The 16313-nt window shown below is 72.4% G+C and carries 16 protein-coding genes; 7 read left to right on the forward strand and 9 right to left on the reverse strand.

Annotated elements, in window-relative coordinates:
• Positions 1-39 precede the first annotated feature (39 nt).
• On the forward strand, positions 40-1305 hold the full coding sequence (gene fabF / locus ACFYOB_RS06910) for a beta-ketoacyl-ACP synthase II (RefSeq protein ID WP_388555486.1): 1266 nt from the start codon (positions 40-42) through the stop codon (positions 1303-1305).
• A gap of 65 nt (positions 1306-1370) precedes the next feature.
• Here fabF and ACFYOB_RS06915 read toward each other — a convergent pair whose 3' ends face one another.
• Positions 1371-1865, reverse strand: coding sequence for a DUF3145 domain-containing protein (locus ACFYOB_RS06915; RefSeq protein WP_328925513.1), 495 nt, complete (start codon positions 1863-1865; stop codon positions 1371-1373).
• Between the two features lie 250 nt (positions 1866-2115).
• Here ACFYOB_RS06915 and ACFYOB_RS06920 point away from each other — a divergent pair, with 250 nt between their 5' ends.
• Positions 2116-3012, forward strand: a complete 897-nt coding sequence (locus ACFYOB_RS06920; RefSeq protein ID WP_388555490.1) for an SGNH/GDSL hydrolase family protein — start codon at positions 2116-2118, stop codon at positions 3010-3012.
• Positions 3013-3098: 86 nt separating this feature from the next.
• Here the strand turns inward: ACFYOB_RS06920 and ACFYOB_RS06925 are convergent, their stop codons facing one another.
• A complete protein-coding gene (locus ACFYOB_RS06925; RefSeq protein WP_388555493.1) occupies positions 3099-5588 on the reverse strand; it encodes a beta-glucosidase in 2490 nt (829 codons plus the stop codon).
• A 154-nt stretch (positions 5589-5742) separates the two neighbouring features.
• On the opposite strand from ACFYOB_RS06925, the gene ACFYOB_RS06930 reads away from it, so the two are divergent.
• Both ACFYOB_RS06930 and ACFYOB_RS06935 read left to right on the forward strand, forming a co-directional pair.
• Positions 5743-6321, forward strand: coding sequence for a TetR/AcrR family transcriptional regulator (locus tag ACFYOB_RS06930; RefSeq protein ID WP_388555496.1), 579 nt, complete (start codon positions 5743-5745; stop codon positions 6319-6321).
• 10 nt (positions 6322-6331) lie between these two features.
• Positions 6332-7051, forward strand: coding sequence for a carbon-nitrogen hydrolase family protein (locus tag ACFYOB_RS06935; protein ID WP_388555499.1), 720 nt, complete (start codon positions 6332-6334; stop codon positions 7049-7051).
• 12 nt (positions 7052-7063) lie between these two features.
• Here the strand turns inward: ACFYOB_RS06935 and ACFYOB_RS06940 are convergent, their stop codons facing one another.
• The 3 genes from ACFYOB_RS06940 to ACFYOB_RS06950 form a co-directional block, all read right to left on the reverse strand.
• Positions 7064-8647 (reverse strand): DUF2142 domain-containing protein, encoded by a 1584-nt coding sequence (locus tag ACFYOB_RS06940; protein WP_388555502.1) that lies wholly within the window; start codon positions 8645-8647, stop codon positions 7064-7066.
• A gap of 13 nt (positions 8648-8660) precedes the next feature.
• Positions 8661-10319 carry a hypothetical protein gene (locus ACFYOB_RS06945; RefSeq protein ID WP_388555504.1) on the reverse strand — a complete coding sequence of 553 codons (1659 nt, stop codon included), beginning with the start codon at positions 10317-10319 and terminating at the stop codon, positions 8661-8663.
• Positions 10320-10533: 214 nt separating this feature from the next.
• Positions 10534-10863 (reverse strand): winged helix-turn-helix transcriptional regulator, encoded by a 330-nt coding sequence (locus tag ACFYOB_RS06950; protein WP_388555507.1) that lies wholly within the window; start codon positions 10861-10863, stop codon positions 10534-10536.
• Positions 10864-10965: 102 nt separating this feature from the next.
• Between ACFYOB_RS06950 and ACFYOB_RS06955 the strand changes: the two genes are divergently transcribed.
• A complete protein-coding gene (locus tag ACFYOB_RS06955; protein ID WP_388555509.1) occupies positions 10966-11871 on the forward strand; it encodes an NAD(P)-binding domain-containing protein in 906 nt (301 codons plus the stop codon).
• Between the two features lie 41 nt (positions 11872-11912).
• Here the strand turns inward: ACFYOB_RS06955 and ACFYOB_RS06960 are convergent, their stop codons facing one another.
• The 3 genes from ACFYOB_RS06960 to ACFYOB_RS06970 all read right to left on the reverse strand — a co-directional run bounded on the left by ACFYOB_RS06960 (position 11913) and on the right by ACFYOB_RS06970 (position 14310).
• Positions 11913-12734: an EI24 domain-containing protein gene (locus tag ACFYOB_RS06960; RefSeq protein ID WP_388555512.1), complete on the reverse strand. Its 822-nt coding sequence runs from the start codon at positions 12732-12734 to the stop codon at positions 11913-11915.
• A gap of 66 nt (positions 12735-12800) precedes the next feature.
• Positions 12801-13223, reverse strand: coding sequence for an organic hydroperoxide resistance protein (locus tag ACFYOB_RS06965; protein ID WP_328925522.1), 423 nt, complete (start codon positions 13221-13223; stop codon positions 12801-12803).
• Positions 13224-13287: 64 nt separating this feature from the next.
• Positions 13288-14310, reverse strand: coding sequence for an NADP-dependent oxidoreductase (locus tag ACFYOB_RS06970; protein WP_388555515.1), 1023 nt, complete (start codon positions 14308-14310; stop codon positions 13288-13290).
• A gap of 95 nt (positions 14311-14405) precedes the next feature.
• Here ACFYOB_RS06970 and ACFYOB_RS06975 point away from each other — a divergent pair, with 95 nt between their 5' ends.
• A complete protein-coding gene (locus ACFYOB_RS06975; RefSeq protein ID WP_388555518.1) occupies positions 14406-14831 on the forward strand; it encodes a MarR family winged helix-turn-helix transcriptional regulator in 426 nt (141 codons plus the stop codon).
• Between the two features lie 9 nt (positions 14832-14840).
• Here the strand turns inward: ACFYOB_RS06975 and ACFYOB_RS06980 are convergent, their stop codons facing one another.
• Positions 14841-15473 carry a hypothetical protein gene (locus tag ACFYOB_RS06980; RefSeq protein ID WP_388555521.1) on the reverse strand — a complete coding sequence of 211 codons (633 nt, stop codon included), beginning with the start codon at positions 15471-15473 and terminating at the stop codon, positions 14841-14843.
• Between the two features lie 159 nt (positions 15474-15632).
• Here ACFYOB_RS06980 and ACFYOB_RS06985 point away from each other — a divergent pair, with 159 nt between their 5' ends.
• On the forward strand, positions 15633-16223 hold the full coding sequence (locus ACFYOB_RS06985; RefSeq protein WP_388555524.1) for a hypothetical protein: 591 nt from the start codon (positions 15633-15635) through the stop codon (positions 16221-16223).
• Positions 16224-16313: the final 90 nt, after the last annotated feature.

The following is a 16313-nucleotide window of genomic DNA, read 5'->3' on the forward strand; positions in this document are numbered from 1 at the left end:
ACAATTCAGCACCCCCTGAGACGTGGAGAAAGAATTCCTGTGAGCCCGACCAATCGCACCGTGGTCGTCACCGGTATCGGCGCAACCACTCCGCTGGGTGGCGACAGCGCTTCGACCTGGGAAGGTCTGCTCGCCGGCCGTTCCGGCGTAAAGCCCCTCGAGGGCGAGCGGTTCGCCGAACTCCCGGTCCGTATCGCCGCACCGGCCGCCGTGGACCCGAGCGAGGTCCTGCCCCGGCCGCTGGCCCGCAAGCTCGACCGCTCGGCGCAGTTCGCCCTCATCGCGGCCCGCGAGGCCTGGGCCGACGCCGGCTACACCGCCCCCGCGGGTGAGGACGCCGGTATCGCGCCCGAGCGCCTCGGCACCGTCATCGCCTCCGGCATCGGCGGCGTGACGACCCTGCTCGACCAGTACGACGTGCTGAAGGAGAAGGGTGTGCGCCGGGTCTCCCCGCACACCGTCCCGATGCTCATGCCTAACGGCCCGTCGGCCAACGTGGGCCTGGAGGTCAACGCCCAGGCGGGCGTTCACACTCCGGTCAGCGCCTGCGCCTCCGGCGCCGAGGCCATCGGCTACGCCGTCGAGATGATCCGCAGCGGCCGTGCCGACGTGGTCGTCGCGGGCGGCACCGAGGCGGCGATCCACCCGCTGCCGATCGCCGCGTTCGCCAACATGATGGCGATGTCCAAGAACAACGAGAACCCCGAGGTGGCTTCCCGCCCGTACGACAAGGCCCGTGACGGCTTCGTCCTGGGCGAGGGCGCGGGCGTCGTCGTCCTGGAGTCCGCCGAGCACGCCGCCGCGCGCGGCGCCCGGGTCTACTGCGAGGTGCTGGGCCAGGGCCTGTCCGCGGACAGCCACCACATCGCGCAGCCCGAGCCGACCGGCCGCGGTGTCGCGGCCGCGGTGCAGAACCTGCTCGACAACACGGGTCTCGACCCGGCCGAGCTGGTCCACCTGAACGCGCACGCCACCTCCACCCCGCAGGGTGACACGGCCGAGCTGAAGGCCCTGCGCAAGGTGCTGGGCGACGACCTCGACCACATCGCGATCTCCGCGACCAAGTCGATGACCGGTCACCTGCTGGGCGGCGCGGGCGGTATCGAGACCGTCGCGACCGTGCTGGCGCTGCACAACCGGCTGGCCCCGCCGACGATCAACCTCGACGACATCGACGACGACATCGACGCGGACATCGTGCGCGGCGAGCCGCGCAAGCTGCCGGCCGACGGCCCGATCTCGGCGATCAACAACTCGTTCGGCTTCGGCGGACACAACGTGACCCTCGCGTTCCGCACCGTCTGACCCCGTACGCGCGAAGGCCCCGCCCGGCAGATGCCGGGCGGGGCCTTCGCGTGTACGGGCTGCTCTCAGACGACCTGGTGGAGCCAGCGCACCGGGGCGCCCTCGCCCGCGTAGCGGAAGGGCTCCAGTTCGTCGTCCCAGGGTTTGCCGAGCAGTTTGGCGATCTCCGCCTCCAGGTCGGTCTCGCCCTGTGCGGACCGGGCGAGGGCGGCGCGCAGCCGGTCCTCCGGGATGAGGATGTCGCCGTGCATGCCGGTGACGGCGTGGAAGATGCCGAGCTCCGGGGTGGAGCTGTAGCGCTCCCCCTCGGCGGTGGGGCAGGGTTCCGCGGTCACCTCGAAGCGCAGCAGGTGCCAGCCGCGCAGCGCGGAGGCGAGTTTCGAGGCGGTGCCCGCTTCGGCCTGCCAGGAGAACTCGGCTCTCCAGGTGCCCGGCGAGGCGGGCTGCCTGATCCAGTCGAGGTTCACCCGCACCCCGAGCACGCCCGCAACAGCCCATTCCACGTGCGGGCAGAGCGCGCGCGGTGCGGAATGCACGTACAGAACTCCACGTGTCGTCACCGGGACCTCCAGTGTGGGACGAGGTCGGGAATAAACTCCAGAAAACGGACAGTATGTGACGTGATGTAATGTAACGGAAATTATTTGACATTGCGCTACGGGACCTGCGGCCGAAACGCCACGGGAAAAAGCTACCGTGCGTCAGAGGTCATGGTGTGACGTACGGTCGCTCCAAGGCCCGTAAACCCAGAGCTTTCACTCAGCAGGACCCCCCGAACGATGCGGGGACGTCGAAGGGGAGACCATACCGATGCGCACCACCGCTCCGCGCCGCCGCGCGCGCCGGACCCTCGCGGGCGCGGGAGCGGTGGCCGTCCTGCTGGCCGGAGCGGTGACGGGGTGCGGGTCGAGCGGCCCGGGCGACGAGGGCGAGCGCGGGGCGCAGGCCGCACCGCGCTGGAACACGGCGCCCACCTCGATCGCGGCGGTCGGCGACTCCATCACCCGTGGTTTCGACGCCTGTTCGGTGCTCGCCGACTGCCCGGAGGTCTCCTGGGTCACGGGCAACGACCCCGCGGTCCGCTCCCTGGCCGCGCGGCTGCTCGGGGAGGCGCAGGCACCCGTCCACAGCTGGAACCACGCGGCGACGGGCTCGCGCATGGCGGACCTGCCGCGGCAGCTGGCGGAGGCGGCCGGACACAAGCCCGACCTGGTCACGGTGATGGTGGGCTCGAACGACGCCTGCCGGCCCACGGCTTCGTCGATGACCCCGGTGGCGGAGTTCCGGGCCGGTTTCGAGCAGGCCCTCGCGTCGCTGCGGGCCGCGTCCCCCACCACCCAGGTGTACGTCTCCAGCGTGCCGGACCTCCAGCGGCTGTGGGAGCAGGGCAAGGACGACCCGATGGTGCGGAAGATCTGGAGCCTGGGCATCTGCCAGTCGATGCTCGCCGATCCACTGTCGGCGACCTCGGGGGCGACGGCTCGGCGCGAGCGGGTGCGGGCACGGGTGGTCGAGTACAACGAGGTGCTTCGCGAGGTGTGCGCCAAGGACGCGCTGTGCCGCTACGACGGCGGTGCGGTCTTCCAGTACCCCTTCGCGGCGGACCAGTTGAGCCGCTGGGACTGGTTCCATCCGGGCAAGGACGGGCAGGCGCGGCTGGCGGAACTGGCCCACCGCCAGGTGACGGCGGCCGAACCGCCACGTTGACGCCGGTGGGCAGGGGGCGGGTGTCAGGGCCCGCCCCCTGCCCGGTTTTGTGGGTGATTTCCGGCCATTCCTGCGGTTACGGCGTGTTACGGGATGTCGAGCGTGGCCGACAGCCGCGCATCGCCGTGCGAGTGGCTCGCGCGGACCTCGTAGGTGCCGCCGATCCGCTGCCAGCCGCGGGTCCCCTCGTCCCAGATCTCGAAGGCCCGTGCGGGCAGGGCGATCTCGGTCTCGACGCTCTCGCCGGGGCCCGCCTCGACGCCCGCGAAGGCGGCCAGCCAGCTCGCCGGGCGCTCCACCGTCGGGCTCTGCGCGCTGTCGGACGCCGTCGCCACGGGCGCCAGGTAGATCTGAACGACCTCGCGGCCGGGCCGGCTGCCCGTGTTGGTGACGCGGACCCGGGCCGTGGTGCCGGTGACCTCCAGGGACTCGTACGCCCAGTCGGTGTAGCCGAGGCCGTGCCCGAAGGGGAAGGCGGGGGTGATGGACCCGGCCTCGTACGCCCGGTAGCCGATGAAGAGCCCCTCGCGGTACTCCAGGCGCCCCTCGGTGGGCACGACCTCGGTGACGGGCGCATCGGCGAGCCGGGCCGGCCAGGTCGTGGGCAGCCGGCCGCCGGGCTCCGCCTCCCCGAGGAGTACGTCGGCCAGCGCGGCCCCGCCCTCCTGCCCGGGGAACCAGGTCAGCAGCACGGCGGCCACCTCCTCGCGCCAAGGCAGCTCGACCGGGGAGCCGGCGTTGACGACGACCACGGTGTTCGGGTTGGCGGCGGCGACCGCGCGGACCAGGTCGTCCTGACGGCCCGGCAGGGTGAGGTCGCGGCGGTCGAAGCCCTCGGACTCCACGCGCTCGGTGGTGGCGACGACCACGACGGCGGTGTCGGCGGCGCGGGCGGCCGCCACGGCCTCGGCGATCAGCTCCTCCGGGTCGCGCCGCGGACCGAGGTGGAGCAGCGAGAACATGATCGCCTTGAGCGGCAGCGCGGTCATGTCGGGGACCTGGTAGGTCAGTGACACCTCCACCGGCTCCCCCTCGGTGAGGGTGAGCCGGGTGCGCTCGCTGGGGGCGCCGAAGAAGGCCTCGAACGGGTCGGCCTCGTTGCCCATCTCCTGGACGCCCTGCCACCGGGTCTCACCGCCGACGGTGAGGGTGAAGGCGCCCAGCCCCCGGGTGCCGAAGGCGTGCTCACCGCTCTCCCTCGGCAGGAACGTCCCGGTCACCTCGATGGTCGCCATCGTCTCGTACGTGGCGCCCGCGGGCAGGTCCTCGCCGATCCACTGGACCTGGCCGGACGGGAGGCTGCCTTCGCCGAGGACGGCGCCGGAGGCGTCGCGGCAGACGGCACGGAGCTCGAAGCCCTGGCCGGCGGGGGTCAGTTCGTCGGAGGGGTCGGCGCCGACGGCGTAGGTGGGCGGTACCCCTGACCGGTCGCGGAGGGCGGCGGTGAGGCCGTCGAGCGGGGAGACGACCCGCTCGGGGAAGACGGTGGCGGAGCCGCCGCCGAGGACGCGGGCATCGCGGGCGGCGGCGCCGATCAGGGCGACGGTGCGGCCGGCGGCCGCGTCGAGCGGCAGCGCCGGGTTTTCATCGAGCACGGCCTCGTTGCGGACGAGGACGAAGCCGCGGGCGGCGAGCTCGCGGGCCAGCGCCTGGCCGTCGATGGCCTCCGGGGCCTCGGTGACGACGGCGGGGGCGCCTTCCAGGACGCCGACGCGGGCGGCGAGCCGCAGCACGTTGCGTACGGCCGCGTCGACGGCGGACTCGGGGACCTCGCCGGCGCGGACTGCCTCGGCGAGGGCGCTCCCGTAGACGGTCTGCGGGCCGGGCATGGCCACGTCGAGGCCGCCCTCGATGTCGCCGGTGGTGGATCGGGCGGCCATCCAGTCGGAGACGTTGAATCCGTCGAAGCCCCATTCGCCGCGCAGGACTTCGTTCACCAGGTACCGGTGCTCGGTCATCGTCGTGCCGTTGACCTGGTTGTAGGCGGTCATGATGCCCCAGGGGTGGGCATTGGCGACGATGGCCTCGAAGGGCGCCAGGTACAGCTCGCGCAGCGGGCGCGGGGCGATGACGCTGTCGACGGTGAAGCGCTCGGTCTCGGCGTCGTTGCCGACGAAGTGCTTGACGGTGGTGCCGACCCCGCCGTCCTGGACGCCGTTCACGTAGCCGGCGGCGACGGCGCCGGTGAGGTAGGGGTCCTCGGAGTAGCACTCGAAGTGGCGGCCGCCGAGCGGGGAGCGGTGCAGGTTGACGGTGGGCGCGAGGAGGACGTGGACGCCCTTGCGGCGGGCCTCCTGGGCGAGGAGCCGGCCGGCGCGGCGGGCGAGCGCGGGGTCCCAGGCCGCGGCGAGCGCGGTCGGGGAGGGCAGCGCGACGGACGGGTCGTCGGCGGTCCAGCGCACGCCTCGCACCCCGATGGGGCCGTCGGACATGACCAGGGACTGAAGCCCGATCTCGGGGAGGGCGGGCAGGGACCACATGTCCTGGCCGGCCAGCAGGCGGGCCTTGGTGTCGAGATCCAGCTTGCCCAGCGCCGCCTCTACGGCGTTCTCGCGGGCCTGATCGGCATCGGTCACGGCCGTGCCTCCTCATTGGGTGCGGTGCGGGTGCGGTGCGGTGCCCCCATCGTGGACCCGTCACCTGGCGAGCGGTAGGGTTCGTAATCTCTTCGTGATATGCGAATGGCGTACGGTCCTGCTGGCAGCTGTGAACGGAAGGGGTGCCGGGGCGATGGTCAGGGCAAGGAGCGAGGAGCGTCGCGGGGAGATCGTCCGCGCGGCCCTCGAAGTGATCGCGGAGCGCGGCTACCGGGGCGCGTCGCTGGGCGCGGTCGCCGAGCGCGTGGGCCTGACCCAGCAGGGGCTGCTGCACTACTTCCCGACCAAGGAGGCCCTGTTGGTCGCGGTGCTGGAGGAGCGCGACCGCTGGGACACGGGCGGCGGCTCACGCGCCTCGGCCGGCAGCTGGCGCCTGGACCTGCTGGCCTCGCTGGTGGAGTACAACGCCATGCGCCCGGGCATCGTGCAGACCTTCTCGGCGCTGCTGGGCGAGAGCGTCACCGAAGGGCACCCGGCGCGGGAGTTCTTCACCGAGCGCTACGCCCAGGTACGCGGCGAGATGGCGGCGATGCTGCGCGCCGAGTTCGGCGAGCGCCTCCCGTCGGGCCTCACCCCGGAACAGGCCGCTCCGCTGCTGGCGGCCGTCAGCGACGGTCTGCAGTACCAGTGGCTGCTCGCCCCCGAATCGGTGGACATGCCCGCCGCGTTCCGCGCCTTCCTCACCCTGCTGAGAGGCCCGGACACCCCTTAGGCTGAGCCGGGTGAAGATCGCCGCAGCCCAGCTGACCTGCATACCCGCCGACGTCCGCGCCAATGCCGCGCAGGCCGCCGGCCTCGCCGGCCTGGCCCGTGAACAGGGGGCCGAGCTGGTGGTGTTCCCCGAGTTCACGCTCACCGGCTACGAGCCGGACGCGCTGGCCGCCGACCCGGGCCTGTGGACGGGCGCCGACGATCCCCGGCTGGATCCACTGCGTTCCGCCGGCATCGCCACCGCGGTCAATGTCGCCCTGCCTACCGGCGGCGCGCGGCCCGCCATCGCGACGCTGGTGCACGACGCGGACGGCGCGCACGTGACCACGTACGCCAAGCAGCACCTCTACCGGCACGAGCAGGGCGTCTTCCGGCCCGGCGAGCGCGACGGGCGCTTCGAACTCGGCGGGATCCGCTTCTCGTTGGGCGTCTGTTACGACAACCACTTCCCGGAGCTGACCGGCCGCGCCGCGGCCGACGGCTGCCGCGTCCACCTCGCGAGCTCCCTCTACGGGACGGGCGACGGGATCCACGAGCGCGCCACCGTCCACCCGGGGATCGCGAAGGAGCACGGCCTGTACGTCGTCCTCGCCAACCACGTCGGCCAGGCGGGCCCGTGGACCGGCTGCGGCGGCGCGGCCGTATGGGGCCCGGGCGGCGCGCTGCTGGCCGAGGCGGACGACCGTACGCCGTCCGTGGTGACCGTCGAGGTCGCGGTGGCCGGGGCCTGACGACCCCGGCCGTCAGGCGGGCTCGGGCACCCGCGAGTGGTGCCCGGGGTGCGGGGTGTCCCGGTCCGGGGGCTGCGGCGCGACGGGCCGCCGGTCCGACACCAAGGCCGGCACCACGAGCAGCACGGCCGCGACCGAGTACACACCGACCCACACGGCCCAGCCGCCCGGCGGGGCCCAGTGGGCGTGGGTCGGCACCCACGAGCCGCTGGTCCCGACCGCGAAGCGGCGCAGCGTCCAGTAGAACGCCGCCACGTCGGCGACCGTGAGGGCGACGACGCAGAACCCGGCCAGCCGGCGCCAGGGCAATCCCCGGTCCGGGGAGCGCGTGGCGCAGATCAGCACGGTCATCAGCGGCAGTCCGACCGCGAAGGGCAGGAGGTAGCGGCCCTGCCACACCATGCCGATCCGCTCCGCCTGCGAGGCCTGGGCGATCACCGGCACCATCACGACGGCCGCCGTCATGCCGAGCACCGCGACCGTCTCGCGCTTACGGCCGTACGCCAGCGCCAGCGCGGCGAACGTCGCGATCACACCGAACCAGAACAGCCAGGTGAGGGCGGGCGCGGGCGTGTCCAGCCAGCCGAAGAATCCGATCATCTGGTGGATGTAGTCGCTGGTGAAGCCGAGGGTGCGCTTCGCGGCCACCCCCATGGTCAGGTCCTTCGGGATGTCTATCGCCGAGTGGTCCGGGTGCTTCGCCGCCCAGAGCAGCGCACCGGCCGCGGCCAGCCCCAGCAGGGCCGTCCACAGCCAGAGGGCCTTGCGGCGCAGCACCGACCCGATCACGCCGCGGCCCGCCAGCAGCAGGCTGAAGACGACGGCCCCCGCGAACCAGATCAGCCCGAGCGGCCGGATGTTTATCAGCACCAGGCCGGCGATGCCCAGCCTGGCCAGCCGGCGGTTCAGCAGCCGCGGGTCCGGGGAGAGCACGATCGACAGCATGGCCGTCCACACCAGGATCCCCGCGGCGATCTCGCCGCCGCTGGGGTTGACCATGCCGCCCATGTACAGCGTCATCGGCGTGGCAGCGGCCAGTACGCCCAGCACCGCCAGCGAGCGCCGCCGCCACTCGGCGGCCGTGACCAGCGCGCTGGCCAGTATGGCCGAGCAGAGCAGCGCCGACACGAAGCGCATGAGGTACAGCCCCTTGGGCCCGTCGACCAGCAGGCTCGGCCAGCCCGTCGCCAGGTAGTAGGCCGGGTGGTAGCGGCCGGCCGCGGTGGTGGCCTGCGTGATCTTCTCGGAGTTCCCGAGCGGGGGCGCGCAGGACGCGGGCGTCCGCTGCTTCCACGAGTAGCACTCGTGGAGCGTGGGGAGGTCCTTGTACCACTCCGGGAGCTGCACGCCGGTCTCGGCGAACTGCCCCTCGATGCCCGCCACCACGTGCGGGACCATCACCTTGGGTCCGCCGATCTGCCCCCTGGCGACGGCCGCCGCGCGGATGAAGTGCGCGTGCTCGTCGGGAGAACCCGCGAGCGGGCTGGCGGCGGACCAGGAGCCCGTGAGCGCGAAGAACAGCGCGAAGGCGACCAGCCACAACCGCTTGGGGGACCTGGCCGACCAGTCGGCCAGCCGCGTCAGTGCGGAGATCATCGGTTTCCTCGAGTCATCGGATGTAGCTCAGCCAGCTCTGGTCGCCGTCCTTGGAGCAGGTACCGCCCGGGGCGAACTTCGGGCAGCTCCCGTCCCGCTCCGTGATCGTGTGCGACACCCACGGCAGGATCCGGTAGGTGCCGTCCTTGGCCGGCATGTACCGGTCGGCCATCGAGGAGGAGACCGTACCGAGGAGCAGCAGGAGGGCGCACAGGGCCCCGATCACCGCTCCTTCGCGTCCCGGGAAGCCGGTACGGGACGTGCCGTCGGCCCCTGCCGTGGGCCGGGCGGCGGCCATCCGCTGCGAGACCAGATGGACGACCAGCGCGCACAGCAGCAGCCCGCAGTAGAGCAGCTGGTTGTTGGTCCGGGTGTACAGCTGGACGGTCTGCGTCTCGTACATGTGCGAGGCGATGTACATCCGCATCACCCACGCGCTGATGAACATGGCCGCGATGGTGACCACCATCGGCCTGCGGCTGCCCAGCCAGATCGCGGCACCGAGGCAGAGGAAGGTGACCAGGGCGAAGAACCCGACCCCGCCGTACTCGCCCGGCGGCGGCCAGTCGCCCACCTTGCCGGGCATGTCCGTGCGCCACATCAGGTAGTAGGCCGGGTCGGTGAAGTTGTCGAAGCGGAAGTTGTAGTCCTTTGTGGTCTGCCCCTCGGTCAGCATCACCGCCAGGTAGCGCCCGGCGACCACGAGGAAGGCCCCCAGGGTGGCGCCGAGGAACGCCGCGCCCTTGAGGCGGCCGGTCCGCCACGGGAAGTACAGCAGCGCGGCGAACAGCACACCCGCCGCACTCCACAGGAACCAGCCCGAGTACGTGAGGAACAGCAGGCCGAGCAGTGCGCCGAAGCCGGCGCCCTTGAGCAGCAGGGGCCGCCAGCCGTCGGTCCCGCTGCGGCGCAGCGACACCACCATCGCCACCAGCACGGGCACCAGCAGTACGAGCACCGTCTGGCTGTACGGCTTGTACGCGTCGATCAGCGCGAAGGCCGGCGCCACACCGAAGGCGAGCGCACGGACCGGGCTGAGCAGCATGCGCCAGCAGAGGTAGACCAGCGGACCGAAGGCGGCGGCGCCGAGGATCTGGAGGTCCTTGAAGGCGTACGCGGTGTTGCCGCCGCGGAACCACTCGGCGTAGTGGCCGAGGGTGTAGAGGGGGGCCGGCGGGTAGACCGGCGAGCCCGAGGGCCGGCCGTTGGCCACCGCCTGGGCCCACTCGACGATGCGGCCGCTGTCGCCGTTGAGGCCGAACATCGGCCACGGCGTGCCGTGGAGTGCGACGACGGCGCCGGCCGCGACGAAGCCGCTGGCCAGACCCGCGATGGCGGCGGCGGCGATCCGGGCGGCCAGGTCGAAGTGGCGGCCGCGGCGCAGCCGCATCGCGAGCCCCACCGCGCCGATGAACAGCAGGCCGACGAGCGCGAACCGCAGCTGGATCGCGGCGAGACCGCTGACCTGCGCGATCCTGTCCAGCGGGTTGAGCCTGAAGCCGCGGGCCAGCACCGGCAGGACGAGCGCCGCCGCGAAGGCGACGGCGGCTTCGAGGAGCAGGAGCGTGCCCCGGGAGCGCAGCGTGCCCGAGGCCGCCGTTATCGGGCGGGCGGGCGCGGCCGGTCCGCCCGTGGGCAGCGCGGTCACCGGGCCCGCGGTACTGACTGTCACTGCTGTGTCCCTACTGCTGGTCGGTCCTCGGCCCGACGGCCGGTCGTTGCTGGGCAAGCCGCTGCCCGGCTCCGGACCTCCGTGCCGAAGCTCCGGGCCGGGGCGGACTCAAGGGCGGTGAGAGACAGCCTTGGCAGTTGCCGCCATGCATACTACGGGCCCTGCCTGGGTACAGCGGGGCTCGGGAAGGGACCGCCGGCGGCCGGGCCGGGACCTACGCCGGATCCGGGAGAAGGTGCTTGGCGCCCCATTTCCCGAGGTCTTCCAGGGCCGCGTTCAGTTCTTCCCCCAGCGGGGTCAGGGAGTACTCGACGCGCGGCGGGACCTCGTCGTAGACCTCGCGGTGCACGATGCCGTCCGTCTCCAGCTCGCGCAGCTGGGCGGCGAGCACCTTCTCCGAGACGCCCGGGACGAGCCGGCGCAGTTCACCGAAGCGCCGGGGGCGCTGCTCCAGCCCCCAAAGGAGCGAGACCTTCCACTTTCCGTCGATCACGGACATCGCCGCGGCGATCCCGCAGTGCTCCGCACCGGGCCTCCGTGCCACCGCCACCGCACATCCCTCCCACCTGCTCGCTCACCTTGGGGTAACCACCCACTCCAAAGTGCGTACTTGAGCGCCTCATGGCCTGCCATCAGGCTAAACGCCATGACTGACAACACACCGCAGAATTCGCCCACCCCGCTCGTCCCCCTCACCCTGCTCGGCCTCGGCGACATGGGCACCGCCCTGGCCCGCACCTGGCTCGCCGCCGGGCATCCCCTCACCGTCTGGAACCGCACCGCCGCCAAGGCCGAGGCCCTGGCCGCCGAGGGGGCCGTCGTCGCCGCGAGCCCCGCCGAGGCGGTGGCCGCGAACCGGCTCGTCGTCGTCTGCCTGCTGGACGACGCCTCCGTCGGATCGGCCCTGGACGGCGCCGACCTGACCGGCAAGGACCTGGTCAACCTCACCACCGGCACCCCGGCCGAGGGCCGCGCACGGGCCGCCTGGGCGAAGGCGCGCGGGGCCCGGTTCGCGGACGGCGGGATCATGGCCACGCCGACGATGATCGGCGCCCCTGAGAGCGGGGGATATGTCTTCTACAGCGGCTCGCGCGCGCTCTTCGACACGCACCGGGCGGCCCTGGAGGTCCCGGCCGGGGCCCGCTTCGTCGGCGAGGACCCCGGGCACGCCGCCCTGCACGACGTGGCGCTGCTCAGCGCGATGACGGGGCTGTTCGCCGGGATCTCGCACGCCTACGCGCTGATCGAGGGCGAGGACATCGCCCCGAAGGACCTGTCTCCGCTGCTGTCCGAGTGGCTCGGCGCGATGGGCTTCTTCGTCGGCAACGCCGCCGAGCGGCTGACCTCGCGGGACTTCACCACCGGGGTGGAGTCCAACCTGGCCATGCAGGTCGCCGCCAGCGGCACCCTGCTGCGCACCGCCGAGGACCAGGGGGTCAGCGCCGAGCTGATCTCCCCGTACCTGGACCTGATGCGGCGCCGGCTGACCGCCGACCCGGCCGCCCACGGCGGGGAGGACACGGTCGGGGCGATCACTATGCTCAAGCGCTAGTCACGAGTAGGCGGGCGGCGGCGGCCCGAAACTCCCCCCGGCTACCACTGGGAGGTACCCCCACCGGCCGTGGTCGTGGCGTCGTCCTCAGTGGGGCCGGCTCCGGCGTCGGCCCCGTCGGCCTCGTCGGCCCCGGTCAGGTCCCGCACCATCAGCGTGGCCCCCGCCACCGCGCCCGGCATCAGGAACACGGCGACCAGCGGCACCAGGAACGCCAGCACCAGTGGCACGCCGAAGCCCAGCACCAGCATCCGCCGCGAGCGCAGCAGCACCAGCCGCTCGGGCAGGTCCACCCTGCGCCGCTGGAGGGCGACGGCGGTGAGTTCCTGGGTCAGGAAGTACCCGGAGACGCAGAAGCCGAGCACCGGCACCACGGTCTGCCCGATCACGGGGATGAAACCGAGGGCGAAGAGCAGGATCCCGTACAGCACCACGCGGCCGAGCACCTTCACGCTGTCGCGGGCCGAGATCCACAGCTCCAGCCAGAGCGGGAGCCCGGACTCGGGGACCTCGCCGCCCTCGCTCCGGTCGACCTGCTCCGTGAGGGACTCGTAGAAGGGCTGGCCGATCATCAGGGTCACGGCCGTGAAGGTGATGACCGCAAGGAAGAGTCCGAGGGCGAAGACCAGGGCGGTCAGGAAGCCCCGGAAGAGCCCGAGCCACGGGGACCCCCAGCCGTCGGCGAAGGGAGTGGCCCAGGCGGTGAGGTCGTCGGCGCCGTAGCCGAGCCCGACCAGCGCTCCGGCGTACAGGACGAGGGAGACCAGCCCGGGCAACAGCCCGAAGCCCAGCCACCGTCCGTGCCGCAGCACCCACCGCTGTCCGGCCAGCAGATACCGGAAACCCCCTGCAAGATCACGCATGGCGTCAGTCTACGGCGAAGGCCGCACCCCCGATCGGGGGTGCGGCCTTCGCCGGACTGCGGCGGATCAGACGGCGAGCTCGACCGTGATGTTGCCGCGGGTCGCCTTGGAGTACGGGCAGACCTCGTGGGCCTTCTCGATGAGGTCCTTGGCGGTGGCGGCGTCCACGTTCGGGATCACGGCGGAGATCTTGACGATCAGACCGAAGCCCTCGTCGTTCTTGCCGATGCCGACCTCGGCCGTGACGGTGGAGCCGGAGATGTCGGCGTTCACGTTCTTGGCGACGACACCCAGGGCGCCCTGGAAGCAGGCGCTGTAACCGGCGGCGAACAGCTGCTCCGGGTTGGTGCCGGCGCCGCTGCCGCCGAGCTCCTTCGGCGGGTTCACGACGACGTCGAGCTGGCCGTCGTTGGTGGCGACGCGACCGTCACGGCCGTTCTCGGCGGTGGCGACAGCGGTGTACGCGACGTCGGAGTACTGGATGGACATGTAAAAAGATCCTCCTGGTAATCGCCGCGACTCGCGCCCACGGTCACGACGGTGTGGGGTGAGCCTAGCCGGTGAAAGAAACGATCATCTTTCCGGTGTTCTCGCCGCGCAGCATGCCGAGGAAGGCGGACGTCGCGTTCTCGACGCCCTCGACGACCGTCTCGTCGTACCGCAGCTCTCCGGAACGCAGCCATCCGGCGACGTCCTGGACGAACTGCTGCTGCAGTCCGGCGTGGTCGTTGACGAGGATGCCCTGCAGGCGCAGCCGCTTGCCGATGACCATCATCAGGTTGCGCGGACCGGGGGTGGGCTCGGTGTCGTTGTATCCGGCGATCGCTCCGCACAGGGTGGCCCGGCCGCCCACCTTCATCGAGGAGATCGCGGCCTCCAGGTGGTCACCGCCGACGTTGTCGAAGTAGACGTCGATGCCCTCGGGGGCGGCCACCGGGAGCTGCTCGGCGACGGGGCCGTTCTTGTAGTTGAAGGCGGCGTCGAAGCCGTACTTCTCCGTGAGGAGCGTCACCTTCTCGTCCGAGCCGGCGGAGCCGATCACCCGGGAGGCGCCCTTGATCTTGGCGAACTGGCCGACGAGGCTGCCGACCGCACCGGCCGCGCCGGAGACGAAGACGGAGTCGCCCTCCTTGAAGGAGGCGACCTCGAAGAGGCCGGCGTAGGCGGTCAGGCCCGGCATGCCGAGCACGCCGAGGTAGGCGGAGAGCGGGGCGAGCGAGGCGTCCACCTTGGTGGCGAACTTCGCGTCGAGCTCCGCGTACTCGCGCCAGCCCAGGTGGTGCAGGACGTGGTCGCCGACGGCGAAGCCCTCGGCGGCGGAGGCGACGACCTCGCCGACCGCGCCGCCCTGCATCGGCTCGTCGAGCTGGAAGGGCGGGATGTAGGACTTCACGTCGTTCATCCGGCCGCGCATGTACGGGTCCACGGACATGTGGAGGTTGCGCACGAGGATCTGACCGGCGGCGGGCTCGGCGGACACGGGCACCTCGCGCAGGGCGAAGTCCTCGGCGACGGGCCAGCCCTGCGGGCGACGGACGAGGTGCCACTCGCGGCTGACGGCGGGGATCTGAGACATGCGGCGCTCCTGGTAAGAACGAAATTGCTTCACTAGGTGAAACAACCATGCGCCTGGATATTTCATGTTGTCAAGTAAATGGGTACTCTGGATCCATGCCCAGTCGTCGCGCAGACCCAGTGACCGTCGAGGTCGTCGAACTCATCGGCGACGTCGTGACCCGGTACCACATGGAGTACGAGAATGCGGCCGCCAGCCACCAGCTGACCGGCGCGCAGGCCAAAGTGCTGAACCTGCTCTCCCTGGAGCCGATGCCGATGCGCCGCATCGCGCAGAAGCTGAGGTGCGAGCCCTCCAACGTGACCGGCATAGTCGACCGGCTGGAGACGCGCGGCCTGGTCGAGCGCCGCCCGGACCCGGCCGACCGCCGCGTGAAGCTGGCCGCCCCCACGGAGGAGGGCCTGCAGACGGCGGAGCGACTGCGCGAGTCGCTGGACTTCGCGCGCGAGCCGCTGGCCGGCCTGTCCGCAGAGGAGCGGACGGCGCTGCGGGACCTGCTCAGGCGGATGCTCGGCAGCTGACCGTCGCCCCTACCAGCACTTCCAGCCCAGGAAGCCGCAGTCCTCGGGCGGCGTCGGCGTGGGCGCGGGGTTCGTCGGGGTGGGGGTCGGCGGCTGCGGGCTGCCGGTGGCGCTCTGCGACGGCTTCCCCGACGCGGTCGGCTTCACCCCGGGGCGGGTAGTACCGGACGCCGACCCCGACACCGAGGGCGCGGGGGCGGAGGACACCGGCGCCGGCTGCGCGGCACCCGCGGAAGGCGCCCCGCTACCGCTCTTCTTCGCAGGTCCGGCGGCGGCCTTCGCGGTGGCCTTCCCCGACGGGCCCGCGGGCGCGCCGGACGTCGGCAGGTCCGGCAGCGGCGCGGGCTGCTGCGGACCGGCGTCATCGGTGAGCACCACCGTGGCGGCCCGGTCGCTGCGCTGCCCGTCGGTGGCCATCTTGGCCACCCCCAGCGAGCCGGCGGTCGCCAGCAGCAGTCCGAGCCCGATGGTCAGCACGGTCCGGCGGCGCTTGCGCTGCGTGGTGCGGCGGCGGGCACCGGCCCTGCGCTCGTTCGGCGCGGAGAGCACGACGAGCGAGTCCGCGTACACGCCGGCCAGCGTGGGCTGCGGCGCGGGCTCGTCCGGCGCGGTCGCGGGCGCGGCGGCGGGCGCGGCGGGCATGAGGTACTCGGCCGGGGTTCCGCACCCGGCGCATGCCAGCGCGCCGTTGAGGTGCCTCCGACATGCGGGGCAGTAGTTCATAGCGCCCGCAGGCTACGCGGTCCCCGGCAACATACGGATCCCGGGAACGTAAGGATCCTGTGTGGAATCGTGGGCTCCATGACAGCGAATCCGACTCCGGGCGCCCGGGGACCCTTCGGGCCGGCCGCCTTCCAGCTGGTGCTGCTGCGCAGGATGGCGGACTTCCAGCCGGACCTCGCCGATGAGGCCCGCAGGCGGCTCGGCGCCTCGCTCGCTGAGCAGCGGGAGGCGAACAAGCGCTGGCAGGCGATGGTTCGCTCACCCCGCTCCCGCGGCGCCCTCGCCCGCTACCGCTCGGTGCTCGGCCCGCCGCAGTCCGCGGAGCGGCGCAGGATCGGGGACCTGGAGTGCGAGGCGCTGCTTTGGCCGGTGCCGCTCTGGCCGGACCTGCGCTTCGAGGTGCTGGCCGCGCCGGACGGGGCGGTGTGGAACGAGTGGCTGGTACGGGCCCCGGGCGCGCGGGGTCCCGTACTGGAGTCGGCGGACGACCTGCGGCCCTGGTCGGCGACGGTGGACGAGGTGGCGCGCGCCTTCGCCCCGGCGCGGCCGCTGGAGGGCACCGCGCCGACCCGCTGGCGTCTGGCGTTCGCCGCGGGGGCGCAGCCGTGCGTGGCCGAGTTCACGTACGGCCTGCTCCAGCGGGTCTCCTTCGGGGTACCGGGGATCTAGGGGGTGTCTGACGGATCAGGGCCGGGCCCGGCTCGCCCGGCACCGCGGCTTGCCGCGTTGTCGTCGGTCGCCGACGTCCCCCAGCTACCG

The sequence above is a fragment of the Streptomyces sp. NPDC006463 genome (genome assembly GCF_042870715.1).
Lineage (GTDB): Bacteria > Actinomycetota > Actinomycetes > Streptomycetales > Streptomycetaceae > Streptomyces.

Bases quoted from the DNA above. Each gene is read 5' to 3' on its own strand.
- ACFYOB_RS06920 (WP_388555490.1), top strand. From the start codon at position 2,116: ATGCGCACCACCGCTCCGCGCCGCCGCGCGCGCCGGACCCTCGCGGGC.
- ACFYOB_RS06930 (WP_388555496.1), top strand. From the start codon at position 5,743: ATGGTCAGGGCAAGGAGCGAGGAGCGTCGCGGGGAGATCGTCCGCGCG.
- ACFYOB_RS06940 (WP_388555502.1), bottom strand. From the start codon at position 8,647: ATGATCTCCGCACTGACGCGGCTGGCCGACTGGTCGGCCAGGTCCCCC.
- ACFYOB_RS06955 (WP_388555509.1), top strand. From the start codon at position 10,966: ATGACTGACAACACACCGCAGAATTCGCCCACCCCGCTCGTCCCCCTC.
- ACFYOB_RS06960 (WP_388555512.1), bottom strand. From the start codon at position 12,734: ATGCGTGATCTTGCAGGGGGTTTCCGGTATCTGCTGGCCGGACAGCGG.
- ACFYOB_RS06965 (WP_328925522.1), bottom strand. From the start codon at position 13,223: ATGTCCATCCAGTACTCCGACGTCGCGTACACCGCTGTCGCCACCGCC.
- ACFYOB_RS06970 (WP_388555515.1), bottom strand. From the start codon at position 14,310: ATGTCTCAGATCCCCGCCGTCAGCCGCGAGTGGCACCTCGTCCGTCGC.
- ACFYOB_RS06975 (WP_388555518.1), top strand. From the start codon at position 14,406: ATGCCCAGTCGTCGCGCAGACCCAGTGACCGTCGAGGTCGTCGAACTC.
- ACFYOB_RS06980 (WP_388555521.1), bottom strand. From the start codon at position 15,473: ATGCCCGCCGCGCCCGCCGCCGCGCCCGCGACCGCGCCGGACGAGCCC.
- ACFYOB_RS06985 (WP_388555524.1), top strand. From the start codon at position 15,633: ATGACAGCGAATCCGACTCCGGGCGCCCGGGGACCCTTCGGGCCGGCC.